The organism is Melioribacteraceae bacterium, from assembly GCA_030584085.1.
Taxonomy (GTDB): domain Bacteria; phylum Bacteroidota; class Ignavibacteria; order Ignavibacteriales; family Melioribacteraceae; genus SURF-28.
The window spans coordinates 3,572,330-3,589,771 of the sequence record CP129490.1; the positions used below are offsets into that span (position 1 = coordinate 3,572,330).

Consider the following 17,442-nt stretch of genomic DNA (forward strand, 5'->3'; position numbering starts at 1 on the left):
AGCCCAAAATTAATACACAGGAAAACACTACTTAACTTTAACAATCCCAAAAGTTATATCATCGCTTTGTTCTGTGCTTCCTCTGTATCTATTTAGATTTGTTATTATTCTTTGTAGGATTTTATCCGGGGTATATTCAGAATTTTTCACTATTAGTTTTTCAAATCTTTCTTCACCGTATTCTTTATTCATTTTGTTCATTGCTTCGGGAATACCGTCAGTGTAAAAAATGATCATATCATTTTTTTTGAGAGAAATTAATTCGGCGTCATAAGGAAAATCAATGCTGCCTAATAATAATCCGCCTTTAGTTAGTTGAACTAGTTTAGATTCACGACTAATAAACATATAAGTCGGATTGTGTCCGGCATTTATACTTAACAAAGATTTTTCTTGATGACTAAACAATCCAAACCATGCAGTTGCAAATTTATCTTGAGTAGTTGAAGTAATTAAAAACCTATTTAAAGAAGCAACAAACTCTTTCAAATCAAATTGCTCTTTACTAATTATTAAGTAGGTCTGAATAAACGAGTATATTGTTGAAACTATTAATGCTGCCGATACACTTTTGCCTGAGACATCGGCTACAAAAACTAAAGTTTGGTCTTCATTAATATTAATAACATTAAAATAATCGCCGCCAATTTCCTTAGCTGCAATTAAAGTTGCACTAATATCAAACCCGGGAATTTCGGGAAGCTTTGAAGGCAATAACTTTTGCTGTATTTGATGAGCAATGTTCAACTCATAATTAAGTTGTTCGGTTTTTATTTCAACTTCTGCTAGGCGAGCATTTTCAATTGCAAGTGCACACTCGGAGGCAAGAACATTAAATAAGTCAATATCTTCTTGATCAAAAAGCTTGTTCCCTTTTTTATTAATTACTTGGATAACTCCAACAAGTTCATTCTTCCTTATCATTGGAGCACAAAGCATGTTTCTTGTTCTGAAGCCAGTTGCTTTATCAAAATCTTTATTAAATCTGTCGTCTTCGTAACAGTCGTCAATATTGAGCACACTTTTATGTTTTGCAACCCAGCCGGCTATTCCTTCACCAAGATTTAACTTTTTACGAGTCAGATCTTTCTTTTTCTCTCCAGAAACTGTGTGAAAGTAAAGATGATTTTCTTGTTTATCGTAAAGCAAAAGAGAGCTTGCTTCTGCATTAAGTAGAATTTTGCTGGAATTAATGATTTCATTAAGGAGATCCGGGAGTGGCTTTTTCTCTAAAATATTTTGAGAAATTTTATGGAAGAATAATAATCGTTGTATTAAATCGGTGTAATTTGAACAATCATTACAATCAATCTGTTGTGATCTTGTCATATACTTCCGAAGAGTATTTCTATCGATCAAAAAATAAGATTAGTTTTCATTAATTGCATCTTATTTTGGTCGCTGTTTTTTTAGATTAATAATTATTTCCTCAGAAGGGCACTTTTTCCCAATCAAACTTGTTATAATACATCATGAACAAAAACCATAAATTTTAATTAAAATATATGTTGCAACATTCATTGTTGTAACGTATATTAGAGTGTCAATCTAAGACAATTAGTAATTATTTCACAAAAAAGGAGATCAAAAATGAAAAAAATAAATATTTTCCTAACTGTTTTACTCTTATCCGCTCTGATGTTAAGTGCGCAAACAAAGTGGAGTTTCGATAAATCGCACTCAAAAATAGGTTTTACCGTTTCTCACATGGTTATTACAGATGTTGACGGCAAATTCAACGATTATGAAGGTACTGTTGTAACAAATGGTGATACTTTTGAGGGTGCTCAAGTTAATTTTACAATCCAAACAGCAAGTATTTTCACCGATAATGAAAATAGAGATAACCATCTACGATCGGATGATTTCTTCGCCGCAGATCAACATCCACAAATTACATTTGTTGGCAAATCAATGACTAAAGTTAGTGATGATAAATATAAATTAGTCGGCGACTTAACAATGAGAGGAACTACCAAAGAAGTAACTTTAGATGTTAAACATAACGGTACAGTACAAGATCCTTGGGGAAATACAAAAGCCGGCTTTAAATTAACCGGTTCAGTTGATAGATTTGAATACGGTTTAAATTGGAATAAGGCAATTGAAGCGGGTGGTTTAGTAGTCGGAAAAACTGTGTATATTGATATAGATGTTCAGTTGAAAAAAGAAACTAATACAGAATCATAATGAAACTTGAAGAAGAAATAAAACAAAATAGCTTCAATAATGAATTACAAAAGCTGGCTGTGAATATCATCTATACTCACAGCTGGCTAATATCTCATCAATCAAAAGTATTCGATAAGTATAACATTACAACTCAGCAATACAATATACTTCGAATATTGCGCGGACAATATCCCAAACCAACAACCGTTAGTTTATTAAAAGGACGTATGTTGGATAAGATGAGTGATGCATCACGCCTTGTTGAGAGATTACGAACAAAAGATTTGGTCGAGAGAAATCATAGTAAAGAAGACAGAAGACGCGCTGAAGTAATTATAACCGAAAAGGGATTGAAGCTGCTGGAAGAACTGGATTCTATTGACGAAAGTATTAAAAATCTCTTTAGTAATATTTCCGAAGAAGAAGCTAAAGCAGTAAATGTTATTTTTGATAAATTGCGGGGCTAATTTTTCTCCCCGCATTATTCATAAATTGAACGACCTCACTAATAATTCATTTCAAATAAAAAATCATTTAACAGAAAATTTTTTATAAAAATAATTTTCCGTATTTATTTTTAAATTCCTTTTACTAATTTATCGACACACAAAATAAATTTTTATCGGAGAGTTAAGATGGCATTAACTATGACCAAAGCTGCAACAGACTTGATTTCTATGTTGAAGAAACAAAAATTTCCTGACGAACCAAAAAAAACATATTGGAATATTTTAACGGAACAAATTGCCGAAGAAGGAACATGGGATGATGATTTAATAGATCAAGTAAAAGAAGAAATTGCAAATTGGCTTTCAAAGTTGAAAAAAAACGATTTGAACAATCTGTGGGATGAAAGTGAATCCGCGGATGAATACGGCGAAGATTTACCTGATAACGAAACCATTATTGATGATCTCAGCGATGAATTATTAGATAGCGTTTTAAATAAAATTGAAGATGCAACTCCGCGTGAAGAATACTTTATTCCTGAAGCCGGAAATAAAAAAGGAAAAGCCGATGATGACGCTGACGATTTTGACGATGATTTTAAAGACGACATCTTTGATGATGATGACCTTGATGGTTTTGATGATGGTGTTTTTGAAGATGACGACCGATATTAATTTAATATCAGCAAATAAAAAACGTGAATTAGTATATGAGTAACCCGGAATTAGATAAAATTATACGTCACATGTTTTGGGCAGACAACGAAATCTGGAAAACTGTTCTTGCCAATGAATCGGCTAAATCAGATCGCGAAATTAAAAGACTACTTTTCCATAATCACTTCACACATTATGCATTTCTCAAAGTGTGGACAGGGGAATTGTTTACGTTCATGACGGATAATGATTTTGAAGACATTCAATCAATATTCAAATTTGTTGTGAAACAAAATCAAGAGCTAAAAGAGTTTATTGATAATGTCGATGTTTCCGAACTTTCTAAAATTATTGAAATCCCGTGGAGCAAGTACTATGCAAAAGAATCCGGTAAATCCCCAGAGCCGGTTACATTAAAAGAAACAATGTATCAGATTGTGTTACATACCCATTACCACAGGGCACAAATAAACTCAAGGTTACGTGAATTGGAGATAGAACCGCCGGTGATTGATTTTATAGTTTGGCTATGGGCGGGTCAGCCGAAGCAATAGTTACTTTTCAAACAGTCGTTTTAACCCAAAGAAAATACTGTCCTGGGATTTATAAAATACTCACTCTCACTCAATCTTTTATAATTTTTTTTATTCCGTTTAATTTACCTTTTATCTTGGCGGCAAATTTTTCATTGGAATGTGTCCATAAAATAAGTATTGAGACATGAGGTATTTTTTAATAAATTAACTTCTAGTAAGACCTCATTAAAATTAATTTTAAACTCTTTCCATTTGGGGAGGATAAATGAGAAAGATTATTGCAAGAGCAGTTATAATGTTTCTAATTGTCGCAACCGGAATTTTTATTGCGCGTTCATTTCGTGTAAACGAAATCCCAAATGGAAATGTCAATACATGTGCAAACTGTCATGTTAGCTCGCTTGGCGGAGGCCCAAGAAATGCATTTGGGACCGAGGTTGAAAATAATTTTTTGGACGTGCCGGGGGCTTCAGGACATGTTTTGTGGGGTTCTCAATTAGCGGCACTGGATTCTGACGGAGATGGTTTTACTAACGGTGAGGAATTACAAGATCCTAACGGGACATGGACAACAGGAAGTTCTCAACCGGGAAATCCTGAATTTGTTACAAATCCCGGCGATCCTAACGATTTCCCCGTTCCGACAATCATTGTATCTTCACCAAATGGCAGCGAAAACTACTCACCCGATCAACAAGTCGAAATTACATGGAAAAGTAACCTTGTAGCTAATGTATCCATTGAGCACTCAAGTGATAATGGTGGCAGCTGGAATGAGCTCACCCCCTCAACTGAATCCGATGGAAGTTTTAATTGGATAATTCCGAATATCTCTTCCACCCAAAATTTGATTAAAGTAAACGACCTTGATACAGACGAAAGCGATCAGAGCAATTCTACTTTTACAATATCCCAGCCGGTAAACCCCGAGCTTATGGTTACTTCCCCCAACGGTGGTGAAAATTGGGAAGCCGGTGCAGAGCAAACTATCACATGGATAAGTGCGGACATATCGTCTGTCTCGATTAGTTTTTCAACGAACAACGGTATTTCTTGGGATCAAATAACTTCCTCAACTATTTCAGACGGAAATTATGATTGGACAATTCCAAATAATATTGAGTCCAACGAATGCAAGATAAGAATAAAAGATAATGACAGCGGTGTAGAAGATGAAAGCAACGAAGTTTTCTCAATCTTTATTCCGCTCAATCCACAAATTACTTTAATCACTCCTAACGGAGGGGAGGAATTAGAAGTTGGAACTCAATTTGAAATTACTTGGACCAGCACAGACATAACGGATGTATCGATTGAGTTCTCGAGTAATAACGGCGGAGTATGGAGTGAAGTCATTGCATCAACTGAATCCGATGGAAGTTTTGATTGGACAATACCCAATTTTCTCTCGGATGAATGCCTACTTAGGATAAGTGATTTGAATAGCCAAATCTATGACGAGAATGATGCTCCATTCATGATTTATGATCCAACCGGTGTAGACGATGTAGTTGATCTAAAATTTGCTCTAAGCCAGAACTACCCGAATCCTTTTAACCCAACAACAACAATCAATTTCGATTTAGCTGAGAAAAGTAATGTTGAACTGAAAATTTACAGCTTAAACGGTGAACTCGTTAAGACGATTCTAGACCAAACAATTAATCCGGGAAATCATCGGATAACCTGGGATGGTACAAATCAGTTTGGAAATTCCGTTTCATCCGGAGTTTATTTATACCGCTTGACGACAGATAAATTTATAGATTCAAAACAAATGATATTAATGAAGTAAATGAAGTTGCGGGTAATTATATCGGCTTACCCGCTATTATATAATCAATATTAACTTGTGAGTTTTATTTTCAATCAATAGTTTCAACCATATTTTAATTTGACGGAGGGAAAATGTTCGTTTATCGCGTGCTGATTTTAATATTACTACTAACGATTGTTCAAACTTTTTCACAAGAAAAATCGGGGGAAATACAAATGGAAGAGAAAAAAGGAAAAGTAACCGGTATTGGCGGTATATTCTTTAAATCAGAAAATCCCCAAGAAACAAAGGAATGGTATTATAAAAATTTAGGATTAGCACCCAACGATTACGGCTCAATGTTTGAGTTCAGAGAATCCGATTCAAAAAAAATTGCATATTTACAATGGAGTCCGTTTAACAAATCAACAAATTATTTTGAACCTTCCGAAAAAGATTTTATGATAAATTACCGTGTGGTAAATATTGAATATTTAGTTGAGCAACTAAGAATAAACGGTGTCACTATACTTGATACAATTGCGACATATGAATACGGAAAATTTGTTCACATAATGGATTTAGATGGAAATAAAATTGAACTTTGGGAACCGGTAGACGTTACTTTTGAAAATCTTTATGAAGGCAAAACAACAAAATGATTTATATGCTGAAACAAAAAACCCGCAAGGTTAATTGCGGGCAATGAAATTATAATATAATAATATAAGTGTTATTTAATAAGCTGCATTTTCTTGGTTAATACTTTATTACCTGCAGTTAATGTGTATAAATAAATTCCCGATGAATAATTGTCAGCACTAAATGAAACCTCATGATAACCCGCATTTTGTTCACCCTTTAAAACTGTAGCAACCTTCTGACCTAGAATATTATAGATCTCAATAGTAACATCGCTTTTCTCCGGTATTGCAAATCCGATTGTGGTTGCTGGGTTAAAAGGGTTCGGATAATTTTGATTTAATACTATCTCTGTCGGAAGTTCTTCATCACGACCAAGTTCTTCTACACTTACGATTGTGTTTCCTTCATCTACATAAGTTACTTGTCCTCTCATTTCACCTTCAGAATGAGTGTCCGAAATTATTTTTAAATATGTTTCACTCTTTAGCAATGCAGACATATCACCGGAAGAAAAACCTTCAATTTCATTTCGCAGCCATACACCAAGTGCAGTATTAAAAGAAAGATCCCCTGTTAATGTAAAAGCAAGCGGACCAACTGTTCCTTCAGCACCATAATATAAATCTGCATTAACTATATTCACATTTTCTGCGGAATAATCATAAATCATTCCTTTAGAAGTTAGAGTAAAAGAACCTGTTCCATATGCTTCGGTTTCGATGGGACTCACTAGATTGTCACCGTTTGTCTCAACCTTTAATCCCAGTCCTCCTTTAACTTGCGCTTGTCCTCTTATTTCACCGCTAGGATATTCGGAGGTATGAACGTTCAAATAAACATTGCCTTTCATCATTTCCTCAGCCATAAAATCAGAAAATGCTTCTATATTTGTTTCACTCCAAACACCAATAGCAGTGTTATTCTCAAAGTCACCGGAGATAGTTTTTACAACGCCGCCGTCAACACCAATTTCGGCATTATGAAAATGTGCAGCTGATATTTCTAACCCGTTTACGGTAACGAAATAAACTGCGTTATCACCAACAATTTTAATTGATGCGGTACCGCTTGCCGACGATGAAACTTCGGATGTTGATTGTTCGGGAAATAGTTCTGCATTAAGACTTACATCTGCATTAGCTTTAACATATCCTTTTGTTTCACCCTCTCTTACGGTTTCTTCTTCGAGTTCAATCCACACTTCACCTTTTAACATCGCCTCTAGCTCGGCTTGTGTAAAAGCATTAAGAATAGAAGAGTTTGACCAAACGCCGACAAAGGTATTTGTTTTTACTTTTGCATCCGTATCAAAAACAGCAATTACTTCGCCGTTGCCTGTTCCATCATCTTTCATAAGATTTATAGCCGTAGTTTTAGAACCTTCTACGGTTACACGATAATTTAAACCATCGTTTGTAAGCATGAATGAACCGACACCAACAAGTTCGGTTGAATTGTTTACATTATTTTCAATATCTATATTAAATGATGCTTCGGAATTAAATTCTATTTGTCCTCTTAATTCCCCTTCGGTGTGGGTATCTGAATTTACTTGAACGTAAACATTACCTTCAATAATCTTCGCCATTATTTCTGCAGTTAAAGGAGTTGTGTTGTCGGAAGTTGTCCAGACTCCAACGAAAGAATTTCCTTCAACTGAAAGTGAAACATCTTTCAACATATTGCCGTTTATACCGGCTTCTCCTTCAAAGAAAGCAACCGAAGTTATTTCGGCACTATCAACAACGCCTTTGTAAACTAATCCGGCAGAAGTTAAAGTTAGGGTTGCTGTACCTGAAGCTTCGGTTTCAACAGAAGGTTCGACGTTTTCACCGGAGAGTTCAGCACTTAAGTTTATTCCACCGTCAAGTTCAACTTGTCCGCTCATAGGTTCATTGTCTGTGTTAACGACAACGTAAACGTTTCCCTTCAACATTGCTTCAACTACTGCTTCTGTAAGAGGCTCCGAATCATTTTTACTCCAAACACCTACAGCAGTATTGTTTTCTATCTGAAATGTCCCAACAAGTTGTCCGTTTGTGTTTTGTGAACCGATGTAAAATTCAACATTGGTCGCATTAGAACCAGAGGTTGTGATGCTATATTTTAAGCCCTCCGATGTTAAATTAAAGGTCCCGGTTCCTTCAATATCTGTTTCTGTCGAGCCTTTAAATAAAGCGGTAAAACTTGTAGAGGAAGCGTTTTCTATCTGTCCTCTAATTTCACCATCCGGGTATTCATTGGAATGTATATTTACATAAAGCTCACCTTTTAATAAGGCTTTCAGCATTGTTTCGTTAAATGCTTCGGTATCATTTGAAGTCCATATTCCCGATGCGGTATTTCCTTGAAAACTAGTGGTTAAATTTTTGACGACAGTTCCTTCAACACCAATTTTACCTAAATGAATATGGGCTGCAGTCATGGACATATTGTTTATTGTAATAAGATACTCTAAGCCAGCAGCTGTTAAATTGAATACCGCGGTTCCACCTGCCTCTGTTGTTACTGCCGGCACTTCTTGCTCTCCGGTTAGTTTAGCTTCAAATTTTGATTGAGCAAACAAGCTCAACCCAGCAAAAAGCAACACGAATAAGGTAAGTTGTATATTTATAAGTTTTGTAGTTTTCATAACGACATCTCCTTTCTCTAGTTGACTGAGAATTTTTTGGTTTTTGATTTTGTCCATTGGCAAATTAAATTCGTATGCAATAGTTGAGTAGAGTAAAATTTATGTTTAGAATGTGGTGGTTTTTGTGACAAGCGTGTGGTTGTAATTACTAATTTGCCCGATATTGGATTTAATCGTAGATTTTGTTAAAACATATTTGTGAAATATATCACATACAAATTTAATTCAATGTGGATTTGACCACTGTATAAAACAGTTTATTGCATTGCCGGCTAAAGTTTTCTGTTTACACGGATATGCAATTTGATTTAAATAATCATAAAAATAGATTCAGCATTAACTCTATATAAGTTGTAAAAATATTCTAAATTTACTTGAAGAAACTATGAAGATATTCTTGTTTGTAACTATAATGTTGTCATGTATTTTTCAACAATCAGAAACCGCCGGAGACGAAACTATTAATTACCTCGCTCTTGGAGATTCATACACAATCGGTGAAAGTGTTTTAGAATCAGATAGATTTCCGGTTCAACTTACAAATGAATTAAACAAACTTACTTATAATGTTGGACCTCCATTGATAATTGCAAAAACCGGATGGACAACCGATGAACTTTCCGCCGCTCTCGATGAAAAAGAAACCATAGGGAAATTTGATTTTGTTACTCTTCTTATTGGTGTTAATAATCAATACCGTGGAAGAGATGCCGAGGAGTTTAGAAAAGAATTCATTCAATTACTAAATCGTGCAGCCGGTTATACACATTCAATCAAAAATGTTATTATTGTTTCAATTCCCGATTGGGGTGTTACTCCTTTTGCCGTTGATAAAGGAAGAGATTCGCAGAAAGTCGGAGAAGAAATTGATATTTACAACTCCATTAAAAAACAAGAAGCGGAAGACGCCGGTGCGCATTACGTTTACATAACTGATATTTCAAAAGAAGCAAAGGATGACGAATCACTTTTAGCCCACGATAAACTTCATCCCTCCGGCAAAATGTATTCACTTTGGGTAGAAAGAATTCTTCCCATCGCAAAACAAATATTGGATATAAAATAATTATGAAATTTGATTCAACCGATTTATCAATCGCCAAGCAATATGACGAACAAGATTCGTTAAAAGTTTTTCGTAATAAATTTATTAGCAATAAAAACGAAATTTATTTAAATGGGAACTCGCTGGGATTACTTCCTTTTTCATCAAAAGAAAAACTTAATGAAGTAATAAATTTAGAATGGGGTGATAGAGCTGTCAGAAGTTGGGGTGAAAGATGGATGAATCTTCCATTTTTAATCGGGAATAAGATTGCTTCTATTATTGGCGCTAACGAAAATGAAGTATTAGTGGCGGATTCAACCTCAATAAATCTATACAAACTTGCTTATGCCACACTAAAATTGCAAAACAATCGTATGAAAATTGTAAGTGATGAATTTAACTTTCCCTCCGATTTGTATGTTCTACAAAGTGTAATAAAACAATTTGATGGCAGCCACAGTCTTCATCTTGTAAAGAGCAATGATCAAGTAACGATTGACCTCGAAGAAATAAAAAAAGCAATCGATGAAAATACCGCACTTGTAACTCTTTCACATGTTTGTTTTAGGACGAGTTATCTTTACGACATGAAAGAGATTACAAGATACGCGCATCAAAAAGGTGCGCTTGTTTTATGGGACTTAAGTCACTCCGCCGGAGTTGTTGATGTAAATCTCAGCGATACCGAAGTTGATTTAGCAATCGGCTGCACATATAAATACATAAACGGAGGACCCGGTTCCCCCGCTTACCTCTTTATTAAAAGGGAATTACAAGAAAAATTAGAATCGCCGATCTGGGGATGGCTTGGTGATAAAAATCCTTTTGAGTTTTCGCTCAATTTCAGACCGGCGGAAGGAATAAGAAAATTTCAAATCGGTACTCCGCCAATTTTATCATTATCCGCAATCGAACCGGGATTAGATTTGATCATTGATGCCGGTATTGAAAACATCAGAGAAAAAAGTGTTCTTCAAACTGATTATATGATTTATCTAATTGAAGAAAAATTAGTCCCGCTTGGATTTGAATTACTAACAGTAAAAGACTCTGCTAAACGCGGATCACACATTGCTATCTCGCATAAAGATGCATATTCAATATCGCTTGCATTAAGAAACAATAAAAGCGGCAAATCAATAATTCTGGATTATCGTCCGGGAATCTTACGCTTAAGTGTTAATCCGCTTTATAATACATTTGAAGAGATTTGGGAAGCTATTGATATAATTACGACTATTGTTAAAAATGAAGGTTATGAGTTGCAAAGTTCTATAAACGAAGTAACATAAAAATCCCCGGGATTTTCCATTTAAGATTAGCAATGCAACAAATAAGCTAGCCAAAAATAATTGATAAATCCCGGGGATTTACTGCATCAAGGTTTTATCGGCTCATTCGAATGAGCAAATTCCCAAATAATATTATAGCCGAGTTTAATGATCTTTGTCATCTTTTCAATGTTAGCTAAGTTAGAATGATCTCCCGGTCTGTGATACTCAGGAGGAAAGCCCGCCATCACATAAAAAATTGGAATGTCTTTTGACGAAAACGATGAATGATCAGATCCGCCTCGTGGTTGTTTAGAGCCATTGAATCGAATATCAAATCCAAGGTCCAACTCTTCGTTTATTTTCTCTGTCAATAATTTGAAAGGAGCGGTGGTGTCTATTTCGGTGTAAGTCATTCTAATTTTCACTCCGAGTGAATCATCGTCATCATCTCTTGAGATCATATCGTAATTTAAGTTCAATACAAGTTTTTTATCTTCGGTAAAATTATCGACAAAATATTTTGATCCGAGTAAACCTTTTTCTTCTCCCGTCCATCCGGCAAAAATTATTGTACGTTTTGGTTTAATTCCCGATTCTGCAAATGCTTTTGCAAGGGTCAACATACCAACAGTTCCCGAAGCGTTATCGTCTGAGCCATTCCAAATATATCCCATATTTGTTCCGACATGATCATAGTGTGCCCCGATTACAACAACTTCATTCGGATTTTCACCTTCAATCATACCTAGAACGTTTCTCGCTTTTACTATGTTTGAATTGACCGAAGTCTTAAGATAAATCGATGTTGAATTTAATTTTTTTGAATCCGGTTTTAATGATTTGGCAACAGTACTTTCGAAAGTATTAAAATCAATCTTACTTTCTTTGATTATTTCATTTGCTAAACGAGGTGATATTGTAACAGTTGTTAATGAAGATGAAATTGAATCACCGGGAATAGTCATTCGTTTTCGAATACCGGATGAAATTCTTTCTGTTCCTTCATAGTATTCGTTATCATATCTAAAAGGAAAATTATCTGCCCAAGAAATTGCATCGTCTTTATTCATGTTGACTTCAAGCACGGCAATTGCTCCAGCTTCGGCGGCGTGAGTATTTTTATTGCGTGCAATTTGCCATTCTCCCCATCTGCCCTTTGGTTTGAATTTTTTATATCCCTCGGAAGTTGAGTCATTATGTCCGGGATAACCTGCTAATCGTAGAATAATTTTATTCTTTATATCAATACCTTTAAAATCATTATAACCATGTTCGTCGTTTTTATAACCATAGCCGACAAACACAACCGGCGATTCGATTTCAATACCAACAGTAGAGGTTCGAACATCAAAATCAGTTTTGTAATTAAAATTTATTTTTCGCTTTCCTTCTTTTTCATTAATAATAATGGCGAGCTGCTGATCTTCACCCGAATCATATTCAAGCAGACTAAAATTTTGATAGTAAGTTTGATTTTCTTTTGGATTAGCTCCCGCCATCATTTCTCTTCTACTAGGCATAATAGTTTCAGTATCACCTGCGGGCTGCAAACCATAAATTTTGAACATGCTTACTAAATAATCCGCAGCTAAATAACTTCCGCGTGTTCCGGTTTCTCTTCCTTCCATCCAATCGCTGGCAAGAAAATCCAATTGCGCTTTAACTATTTCTTCAGTGATAGAATTTAATCCGTCTTCTTTGGATTGTCCGAACAACGACAATGAGATTGTAAATAAGACAATGACAAGTACGAGGCGTTGCATTATGTTTTCCTAACTTAATGTTTGATTTGGAAAAATTAATAAAATTGTTTAATTAATCATATTGAGGAATTAACAAAGAATATTACTTAATGTGATTTGAGTTATATTTTGTTGTTACGTAAAATTATATTTTTGTATTGTTAATCATTCAAATAATATAGAGGACAGCATGAAGAAAAACATTTACCGTTCATTTATCGTATTAATATTTGCTCTGTTTCTATTATCAACAACAAGCAATGCACAGTTCGAAGTTGACAAACATCATCTCGGCCCATCTTTGGGATTTTACTTCCATGGCAGCTCGGTAATATTTGGTGCAAATTATGAATATGGAATGCAGCTTAAAGATATAGGCAAAATTGGAGTCGGTGGGATTGTAAGATACTATAGTTATGATGCCGGCTGGTGGACATATTCTGATATTCTGATTGGAGCACAAGGTAATTACCATTTTAATTTAGATAACAAAAAACTTGATCCTTGGTTGGGATTATTAATCGCTTTCGATATCGGTTCGGTTGATTACGATGGCCCTAATTCATCTTGGTATTCTGAACCTTCTTACGGCGGATTCTGGGTTGGTTTACACGGGGGTATGCGATATTGGATCGATAACGATTGGGCAATCGTTGGCAGATTTGGTTTCGGTTCTTACAGCTATAGCGCTTTTGATGTAGGAGTAGATTTTAAATTTTAAAACAAAAAACCCCGGGATTTTTTCTGAATCTCGGGGTTTAATCACACAATCATTTTTTGCTAAACAATATTCTTCCGCTTCCGTCGTAACTCATTACAATTGTATCACCAGAAATAAAATTATTCATCAATAATTCGGTAGCAAGAGGATTTGTGATATACTTTTGTATGGTTCGTTTCAACGGACGAGCTCCATAAGTTACATCATAACCAAGATTGATTATAAACTCTTTCACTTCTTCTTTTACTTCCATTGTAATGTTTTTATCGACTAACATTTTAGCAACACGTGTCAGCTGAATATCTATGATTTTTTTCAACTCCGATTTCAATAATGGTTTGAACAGAACAATTTCATCAATTCTATTTAAGAACTCGGGACGAATAGTATTTCTTAGTAATTCACTTAGCTGTGATTTAAGATCACCCATTACGTAATCAATATTCTCTTCATTAACATTAATTACTTTTTCTTGAATGAGATGCGAACCGATGTTTGATGTCATTATGATTATTGTATTCTTAAAATCAACTGTTCTTCCTTGGTTATCGGTTAATCTTCCTTCGTCGAGTAATTGAAGAAGAACATTAAAAACTTCGGGATGAGCTTTTTCAATTTCATCAAGAAGTAAAACCGAGTATGGTTTTCTTCTTACCGCTTCGGTTAATTGTCCCCCCTCTTCGTAACCGACATATCCCGGAGGCGCGCCGATTAATCTTGAGACAGAAAACTTTTCCATATACTCGGACATATCAATTCTAACCATCGCTTGTTCATCGTTAAATAAAAAATCAGCCAGTGCTCTTGCAAGTTCGGTTTTACCAACGCCGGTTGTTCCTATAAAAATGAATGACCCGATCGGGCGATTTGCATCCTGCATTCCCGCACGTGATCTTCTTATTGCATTCGATACAGCTTCAACAGCGGCTTCCTGCCCGATTACTCTTTTGTGTAATTCATCTTCCATTCTTAATAATTTGCTTCGTTCGCTTTCCAACATTCTGCTTACCGGAATGCCAGTCCACTTTGCTACAACTTCGGCTATATCCTCAGCTTCAACTTCTTCTTTCAACATTTTTTTATCTTTTTGAAATTCCGCAAGCGCTAGTGTTTCATGATCGAGTTTCTTTTGTAAATCATTTATAACTCCATAACGAAGCTCGGCAACTTTGGCTAGATTTCCTTCGCGTTCGTATCGTTCGGCTTCGAGTTTCGTGTTTTCAATATCACTTTTCATTTTTCTTATTGATTGAATTTTATCCCGCTCTAATTGCCAATGACTTTTTAAGCTGTTTCTTTCTTCTTCTAGATTACTTAACTCTTTTTTGATTTCGTCAAGTCTGGATTTTGATTCGTTGTCGTTTTCTCTTTTCAAAGCTTCTTTTTCAACTTCAAGTTGACGGATTTTTCTTTCTATCACATCAAGCTCTTCCGGCATTGAATCGATTTCGATTCTCAGTTTAGAAGCCGATTCGTCAATCAAATCGATTGCTTTATCCGGAAGAAACCGATCGGTTATATATCTATTTGAAAGTTGAACGGCTGCAACTATTGCACCGTCGGTAATACGTACACCATGATGAACTTCGTAACGTTCTTTCAATCCACGCAAAATTGAAATTGCATCATCTTCGTTAGGTTCTTCAACCATAACCGGTTGAAATCTTCTTTCAAGCGCAGCGTCTTTTTCTATATACTTTTTATATTCTTTTAAAGTAGTTGCTCCGATTGTATGAAGTTCACCTCTTGCAAGCGCAGGTTTTAAAATATTTGCCGCATCCATCGCACCTTCTGTCTTACCCGCACCGACTAACAAATGTAGTTCATCTATAAATAATATTATTTCACCGTTTGAATCCTGAACTTCTTTAACAACAGCTTTTACACGTTCTTCAAACTGTCCGCGGAACTGAGTCCCCGCGACAAGTGCTCCCATATCAAGAGCAACGATTGTTTTTGTTTTAAGTGATTCGGGTACGTCACCGGAAATAATTCTATGTGAAAGTCCTTCGGCAATTGCGGTTTTACCGACACCGGGTTCACCGATTAATACTGGATTGTTCTTCGTTCTACGTGATAAAACTTGAAGCACTCTTCGTATTTCTTCATCTCTTCCGATTACGGGATCAAGTTTTCCGCTTCGTGCAAGTTCGTTTAAATCACGTCCGTATTTTTTTAATGATTGATAAGTATCCTCGGGATTCTGAGATGTTACTCTTTGATTACCTCTTATATCTTTTAATGCATTGAGTAAAACATTTTTGTTTATTCCGTTATCGTTAAGAAGTGAGCCGGCTTTTCCTTTTTCTTCAGATAACGCGAGTAAAATATGTTCCGATGATATGTATTCATCTTTTAGATTTTTTGCTTCCTTTGCTGCGTTATCAAAAAGTCGCGCAGTATTTTGAGAAAGCTGTTGGTTACCGACTCCCGCACCTGTTACTTCGGGGAAGTTTTCAATTATTCCGGTTACTTTTATCTTAAGTTGGTTTAAGTTTGCACCCGCTTTCTGCAAAAGTGAAACTGCAACATTGTCACTGTCCTGCAACATCGCGGCCAAAATATGTTCTGGTTCAACGACTTGATTATTATAATTTTGCGCAATCTCAACCGCGTTTTGTACCGTTTCCTGTGCCTTTACCGTAAACTTGTTAAAGTTGAATGACATTTTATATCACCTCATTTGCAAATCAATTAAAGTAAATATATAAATATATCCGAATAAGTGGATTCTGCAATATTACACCAAAACATGATAAAAAGTTTCAAAACTGAGATAGAGATTAATTTGACTGTTGCAGTTTAAAGATGCTTTGGCTAGGTTAAAGTTTATTAAAAAGATATTTATATGCTAATAAGAATCTTCATTATTTTGTTTATCATAACTGGAATCTTCGCTCAACCAGAATCAATTGAAGAGGTAAAAAAATATTATCCACTTCACATTGGAGATTATTGGGAATATGAAACCATAAGCAACGAGCCTGGATTAGCGGACTCTTCGTGGAAATTTTATAAGCTTGTTATAGGCGATACACTTGTAAACACAAAAAAATATTTTATTATAGAACAGGCCGAATTAAACAGCGCAGACAAACAATTTAGTTATTACCGAGTTGATTCAGTTAATGCCAATGTCTATCGTTTACTTGGTTCAAGAGAAGAATTAGTAGATTCACTTTTTGCACAACTCAACGACACACTTTTATATTGTTACTATGTAAAATCATTTGAAGAAAAAGAAATCTTTAATGAACGACGATCAAGTCGTTTTGTTGATCAATTCTGTACAAGCAATACCGCTTATGATGGATATGAACTTACTAAAGGATTGGGATTAACATATTCTTATTATAATGAAGTGTTTTTATATTCCTTTTATGAATACACGTATTTACACTATGCAAAAATAAAAGGCGTAGAATATGGTATTAAAACAAATATAGAAGAGAAGAATACTTTAACGAATAAATTTGAACTTTCCCAAAACTACCCAAACCCATTCAACCCAACTACAAAAATTAAATTCTCAATTCCGTCAGATGTGAAACGTGAGATGTCAGACGTGAAATTAATTGTTTATGACATTCTCGGTAGAGAAATAAAAACATTATTTAACAAGTCGATGCAGCCCGGTGAATATGAAGTTGAATTCGATGCAACTGGTTTACCAAGCGGGGTTTATTTTTATAGATTGAATTCCGGTAGTTTTAGTCAGACAAGAAAAATGGTTTTGCTTAGATAAAAATTATATCCACGCTTATTGCTTACAATCTATTTATATTTGGTTAACTCAACAATGATATAAAA

14 protein-coding genes are annotated in these 17,442 nt (G+C 35.1%); 10 read left to right on the forward strand and 4 right to left on the reverse strand.

The genetic code is table 11. The features are described from left to right. Positions 1-27: 27 nt before the first annotated feature. Positions 28-1,329 (reverse strand): SpoIIE family protein phosphatase, encoded by a 1,302-nt coding sequence (locus QY331_16045; GenBank protein WKZ69474.1) that lies wholly within the window; start codon positions 1,327-1,329, stop codon positions 28-30. A 261-nt stretch (positions 1,330-1,590) separates the two neighbouring features. Here QY331_16045 and QY331_16050 point away from each other — a divergent pair, with 261 nt between their 5' ends. The 6 genes from QY331_16050 to QY331_16075 all read left to right on the forward strand — a co-directional run bounded on the left by QY331_16050 (position 1,591) and on the right by QY331_16075 (position 6,232). Then, entirely contained in the window at positions 1,591-2,190 is a 600-nt protein-coding gene (locus QY331_16050; GenBank protein WKZ69475.1) for a YceI family protein, read from the forward strand. After that, entirely contained in the window at positions 2,190-2,639 is a 450-nt protein-coding gene (locus QY331_16055; protein WKZ69476.1) for a winged helix DNA-binding protein, read from the forward strand. Before QY331_16050 ends, QY331_16055 begins: the two co-directional genes overlap by 1 nt. 168 nt (positions 2,640-2,807) lie before the next feature. Then, positions 2,808-3,296, forward strand: coding sequence for a hypothetical protein (locus QY331_16060; GenBank protein WKZ69477.1), 489 nt, complete (start codon positions 2,808-2,810; stop codon positions 3,294-3,296). Positions 3,297-3,331: 35 nt separating this feature from the next. After that, entirely contained in the window at positions 3,332-3,832 is a 501-nt protein-coding gene (locus tag QY331_16065) for a DinB family protein (GenBank protein WKZ69478.1), read from the forward strand. Between the two features lie 247 nt (positions 3,833-4,079). Further along, positions 4,080-5,609 (forward strand): FlgD immunoglobulin-like domain containing protein, encoded by a 1,530-nt coding sequence (locus tag QY331_16070; protein WKZ69479.1) that lies wholly within the window; start codon positions 4,080-4,082, stop codon positions 5,607-5,609. 113 nt (positions 5,610-5,722) lie between these two features. Continuing rightward, positions 5,723-6,232: a hypothetical protein gene (locus tag QY331_16075; protein WKZ69480.1), complete on the forward strand. Its 510-nt coding sequence runs from the start codon at positions 5,723-5,725 to the stop codon at positions 6,230-6,232. 71 nt (positions 6,233-6,303) lie between these two features. On the opposite strand, the gene QY331_16080 is transcribed toward QY331_16075, so the two are convergent. Beyond that, positions 6,304-8,847 (reverse strand): CHRD domain-containing protein, encoded by a 2,544-nt coding sequence (locus tag QY331_16080; protein WKZ69481.1) that lies wholly within the window; start codon positions 8,845-8,847, stop codon positions 6,304-6,306. Positions 8,848-9,232: 385 nt separating this feature from the next. Between QY331_16080 and QY331_16085 the strand changes: the two genes are divergently transcribed. Both QY331_16085 and kynU read left to right on the forward strand, forming a co-directional pair. Next, positions 9,233-9,913, forward strand: coding sequence for an SGNH/GDSL hydrolase family protein (locus QY331_16085; GenBank protein ID WKZ69482.1), 681 nt, complete (start codon positions 9,233-9,235; stop codon positions 9,911-9,913). A gap of 2 nt (positions 9,914-9,915) precedes the next feature. Next, positions 9,916-11,187, forward strand: a complete 1,272-nt coding sequence (gene kynU, locus QY331_16090) for a kynureninase (protein WKZ69483.1) — start codon at positions 9,916-9,918, stop codon at positions 11,185-11,187. Between the two features lie 86 nt (positions 11,188-11,273). Here the strand turns inward: kynU and QY331_16095 are convergent, their stop codons facing one another. Further along, on the reverse strand, positions 11,274-12,932 hold the full coding sequence (locus QY331_16095) for a M20/M25/M40 family metallo-hydrolase (GenBank protein ID WKZ69484.1): 1,659 nt from the start codon (positions 12,930-12,932) through the stop codon (positions 11,274-11,276). Positions 12,933-13,101: 169 nt separating this feature from the next. Between QY331_16095 and QY331_16100 the strand changes: the two genes are divergently transcribed. Next, positions 13,102-13,632, forward strand: a complete 531-nt coding sequence (locus QY331_16100; protein WKZ69485.1) for a hypothetical protein — start codon at positions 13,102-13,104, stop codon at positions 13,630-13,632. Positions 13,633-13,681: 49 nt separating this feature from the next. Here the strand turns inward: QY331_16100 and clpB are convergent, their stop codons facing one another. Further along, a complete protein-coding gene (clpB, locus tag QY331_16105; protein ID WKZ69486.1) occupies positions 13,682-16,300 on the reverse strand; it encodes an ATP-dependent chaperone ClpB in 2,619 nt (872 codons plus the stop codon). 180 nt (positions 16,301-16,480) lie between these two features. Here clpB and QY331_16110 point away from each other — a divergent pair, with 180 nt between their 5' ends. After that, on the forward strand, positions 16,481-17,377 hold the full coding sequence (locus tag QY331_16110) for a T9SS type A sorting domain-containing protein (protein WKZ69487.1): 897 nt from the start codon (positions 16,481-16,483) through the stop codon (positions 17,375-17,377). The last annotated feature ends 65 nt before the right edge of the window (positions 17,378-17,442 follow it).

What these genes read in the sequence shown, in the direction of transcription:
- QY331_16045 (WKZ69474.1), bottom strand. Translation starts at nt 1,329, where the DNA reads ATGACAAGATCACAACAGATTGATTGTAATGATTGTTCAAATTACACC.
- QY331_16050 (WKZ69475.1), top strand. Translation starts at nt 1,591, where the DNA reads ATGAAAAAAATAAATATTTTCCTAACTGTTTTACTCTTATCCGCTCTG.
- QY331_16055 (WKZ69476.1), top strand. Translation starts at nt 2,190, where the DNA reads ATGAAACTTGAAGAAGAAATAAAACAAAATAGCTTCAATAATGAATTA.
- QY331_16060 (WKZ69477.1), top strand. Translation starts at nt 2,808, where the DNA reads ATGGCATTAACTATGACCAAAGCTGCAACAGACTTGATTTCTATGTTG.
- QY331_16065 (WKZ69478.1), top strand. Translation starts at nt 3,332, where the DNA reads ATGAGTAACCCGGAATTAGATAAAATTATACGTCACATGTTTTGGGCA.
- QY331_16070 (WKZ69479.1), top strand. Translation starts at nt 4,080, where the DNA reads ATGAGAAAGATTATTGCAAGAGCAGTTATAATGTTTCTAATTGTCGCA.
- QY331_16075 (WKZ69480.1), top strand. Translation starts at nt 5,723, where the DNA reads ATGTTCGTTTATCGCGTGCTGATTTTAATATTACTACTAACGATTGTT.
- QY331_16080 (WKZ69481.1), bottom strand. Translation starts at nt 8,847, where the DNA reads ATGAAAACTACAAAACTTATAAATATACAACTTACCTTATTCGTGTTG.
- QY331_16085 (WKZ69482.1), top strand. Translation starts at nt 9,233, where the DNA reads ATGAAGATATTCTTGTTTGTAACTATAATGTTGTCATGTATTTTTCAA.
- kynU (WKZ69483.1), top strand. Translation starts at nt 9,916, where the DNA reads ATGAAATTTGATTCAACCGATTTATCAATCGCCAAGCAATATGACGAA.
- QY331_16095 (WKZ69484.1), bottom strand. Translation starts at nt 12,932, where the DNA reads ATGCAACGCCTCGTACTTGTCATTGTCTTATTTACAATCTCATTGTCG.
- QY331_16100 (WKZ69485.1), top strand. Translation starts at nt 13,102, where the DNA reads ATGAAGAAAAACATTTACCGTTCATTTATCGTATTAATATTTGCTCTG.
- clpB (WKZ69486.1), bottom strand. Translation starts at nt 16,300, where the DNA reads ATGTCATTCAACTTTAACAAGTTTACGGTAAAGGCACAGGAAACGGTA.
- QY331_16110 (WKZ69487.1), top strand. Translation starts at nt 16,481, where the DNA reads ATGCTAATAAGAATCTTCATTATTTTGTTTATCATAACTGGAATCTTC.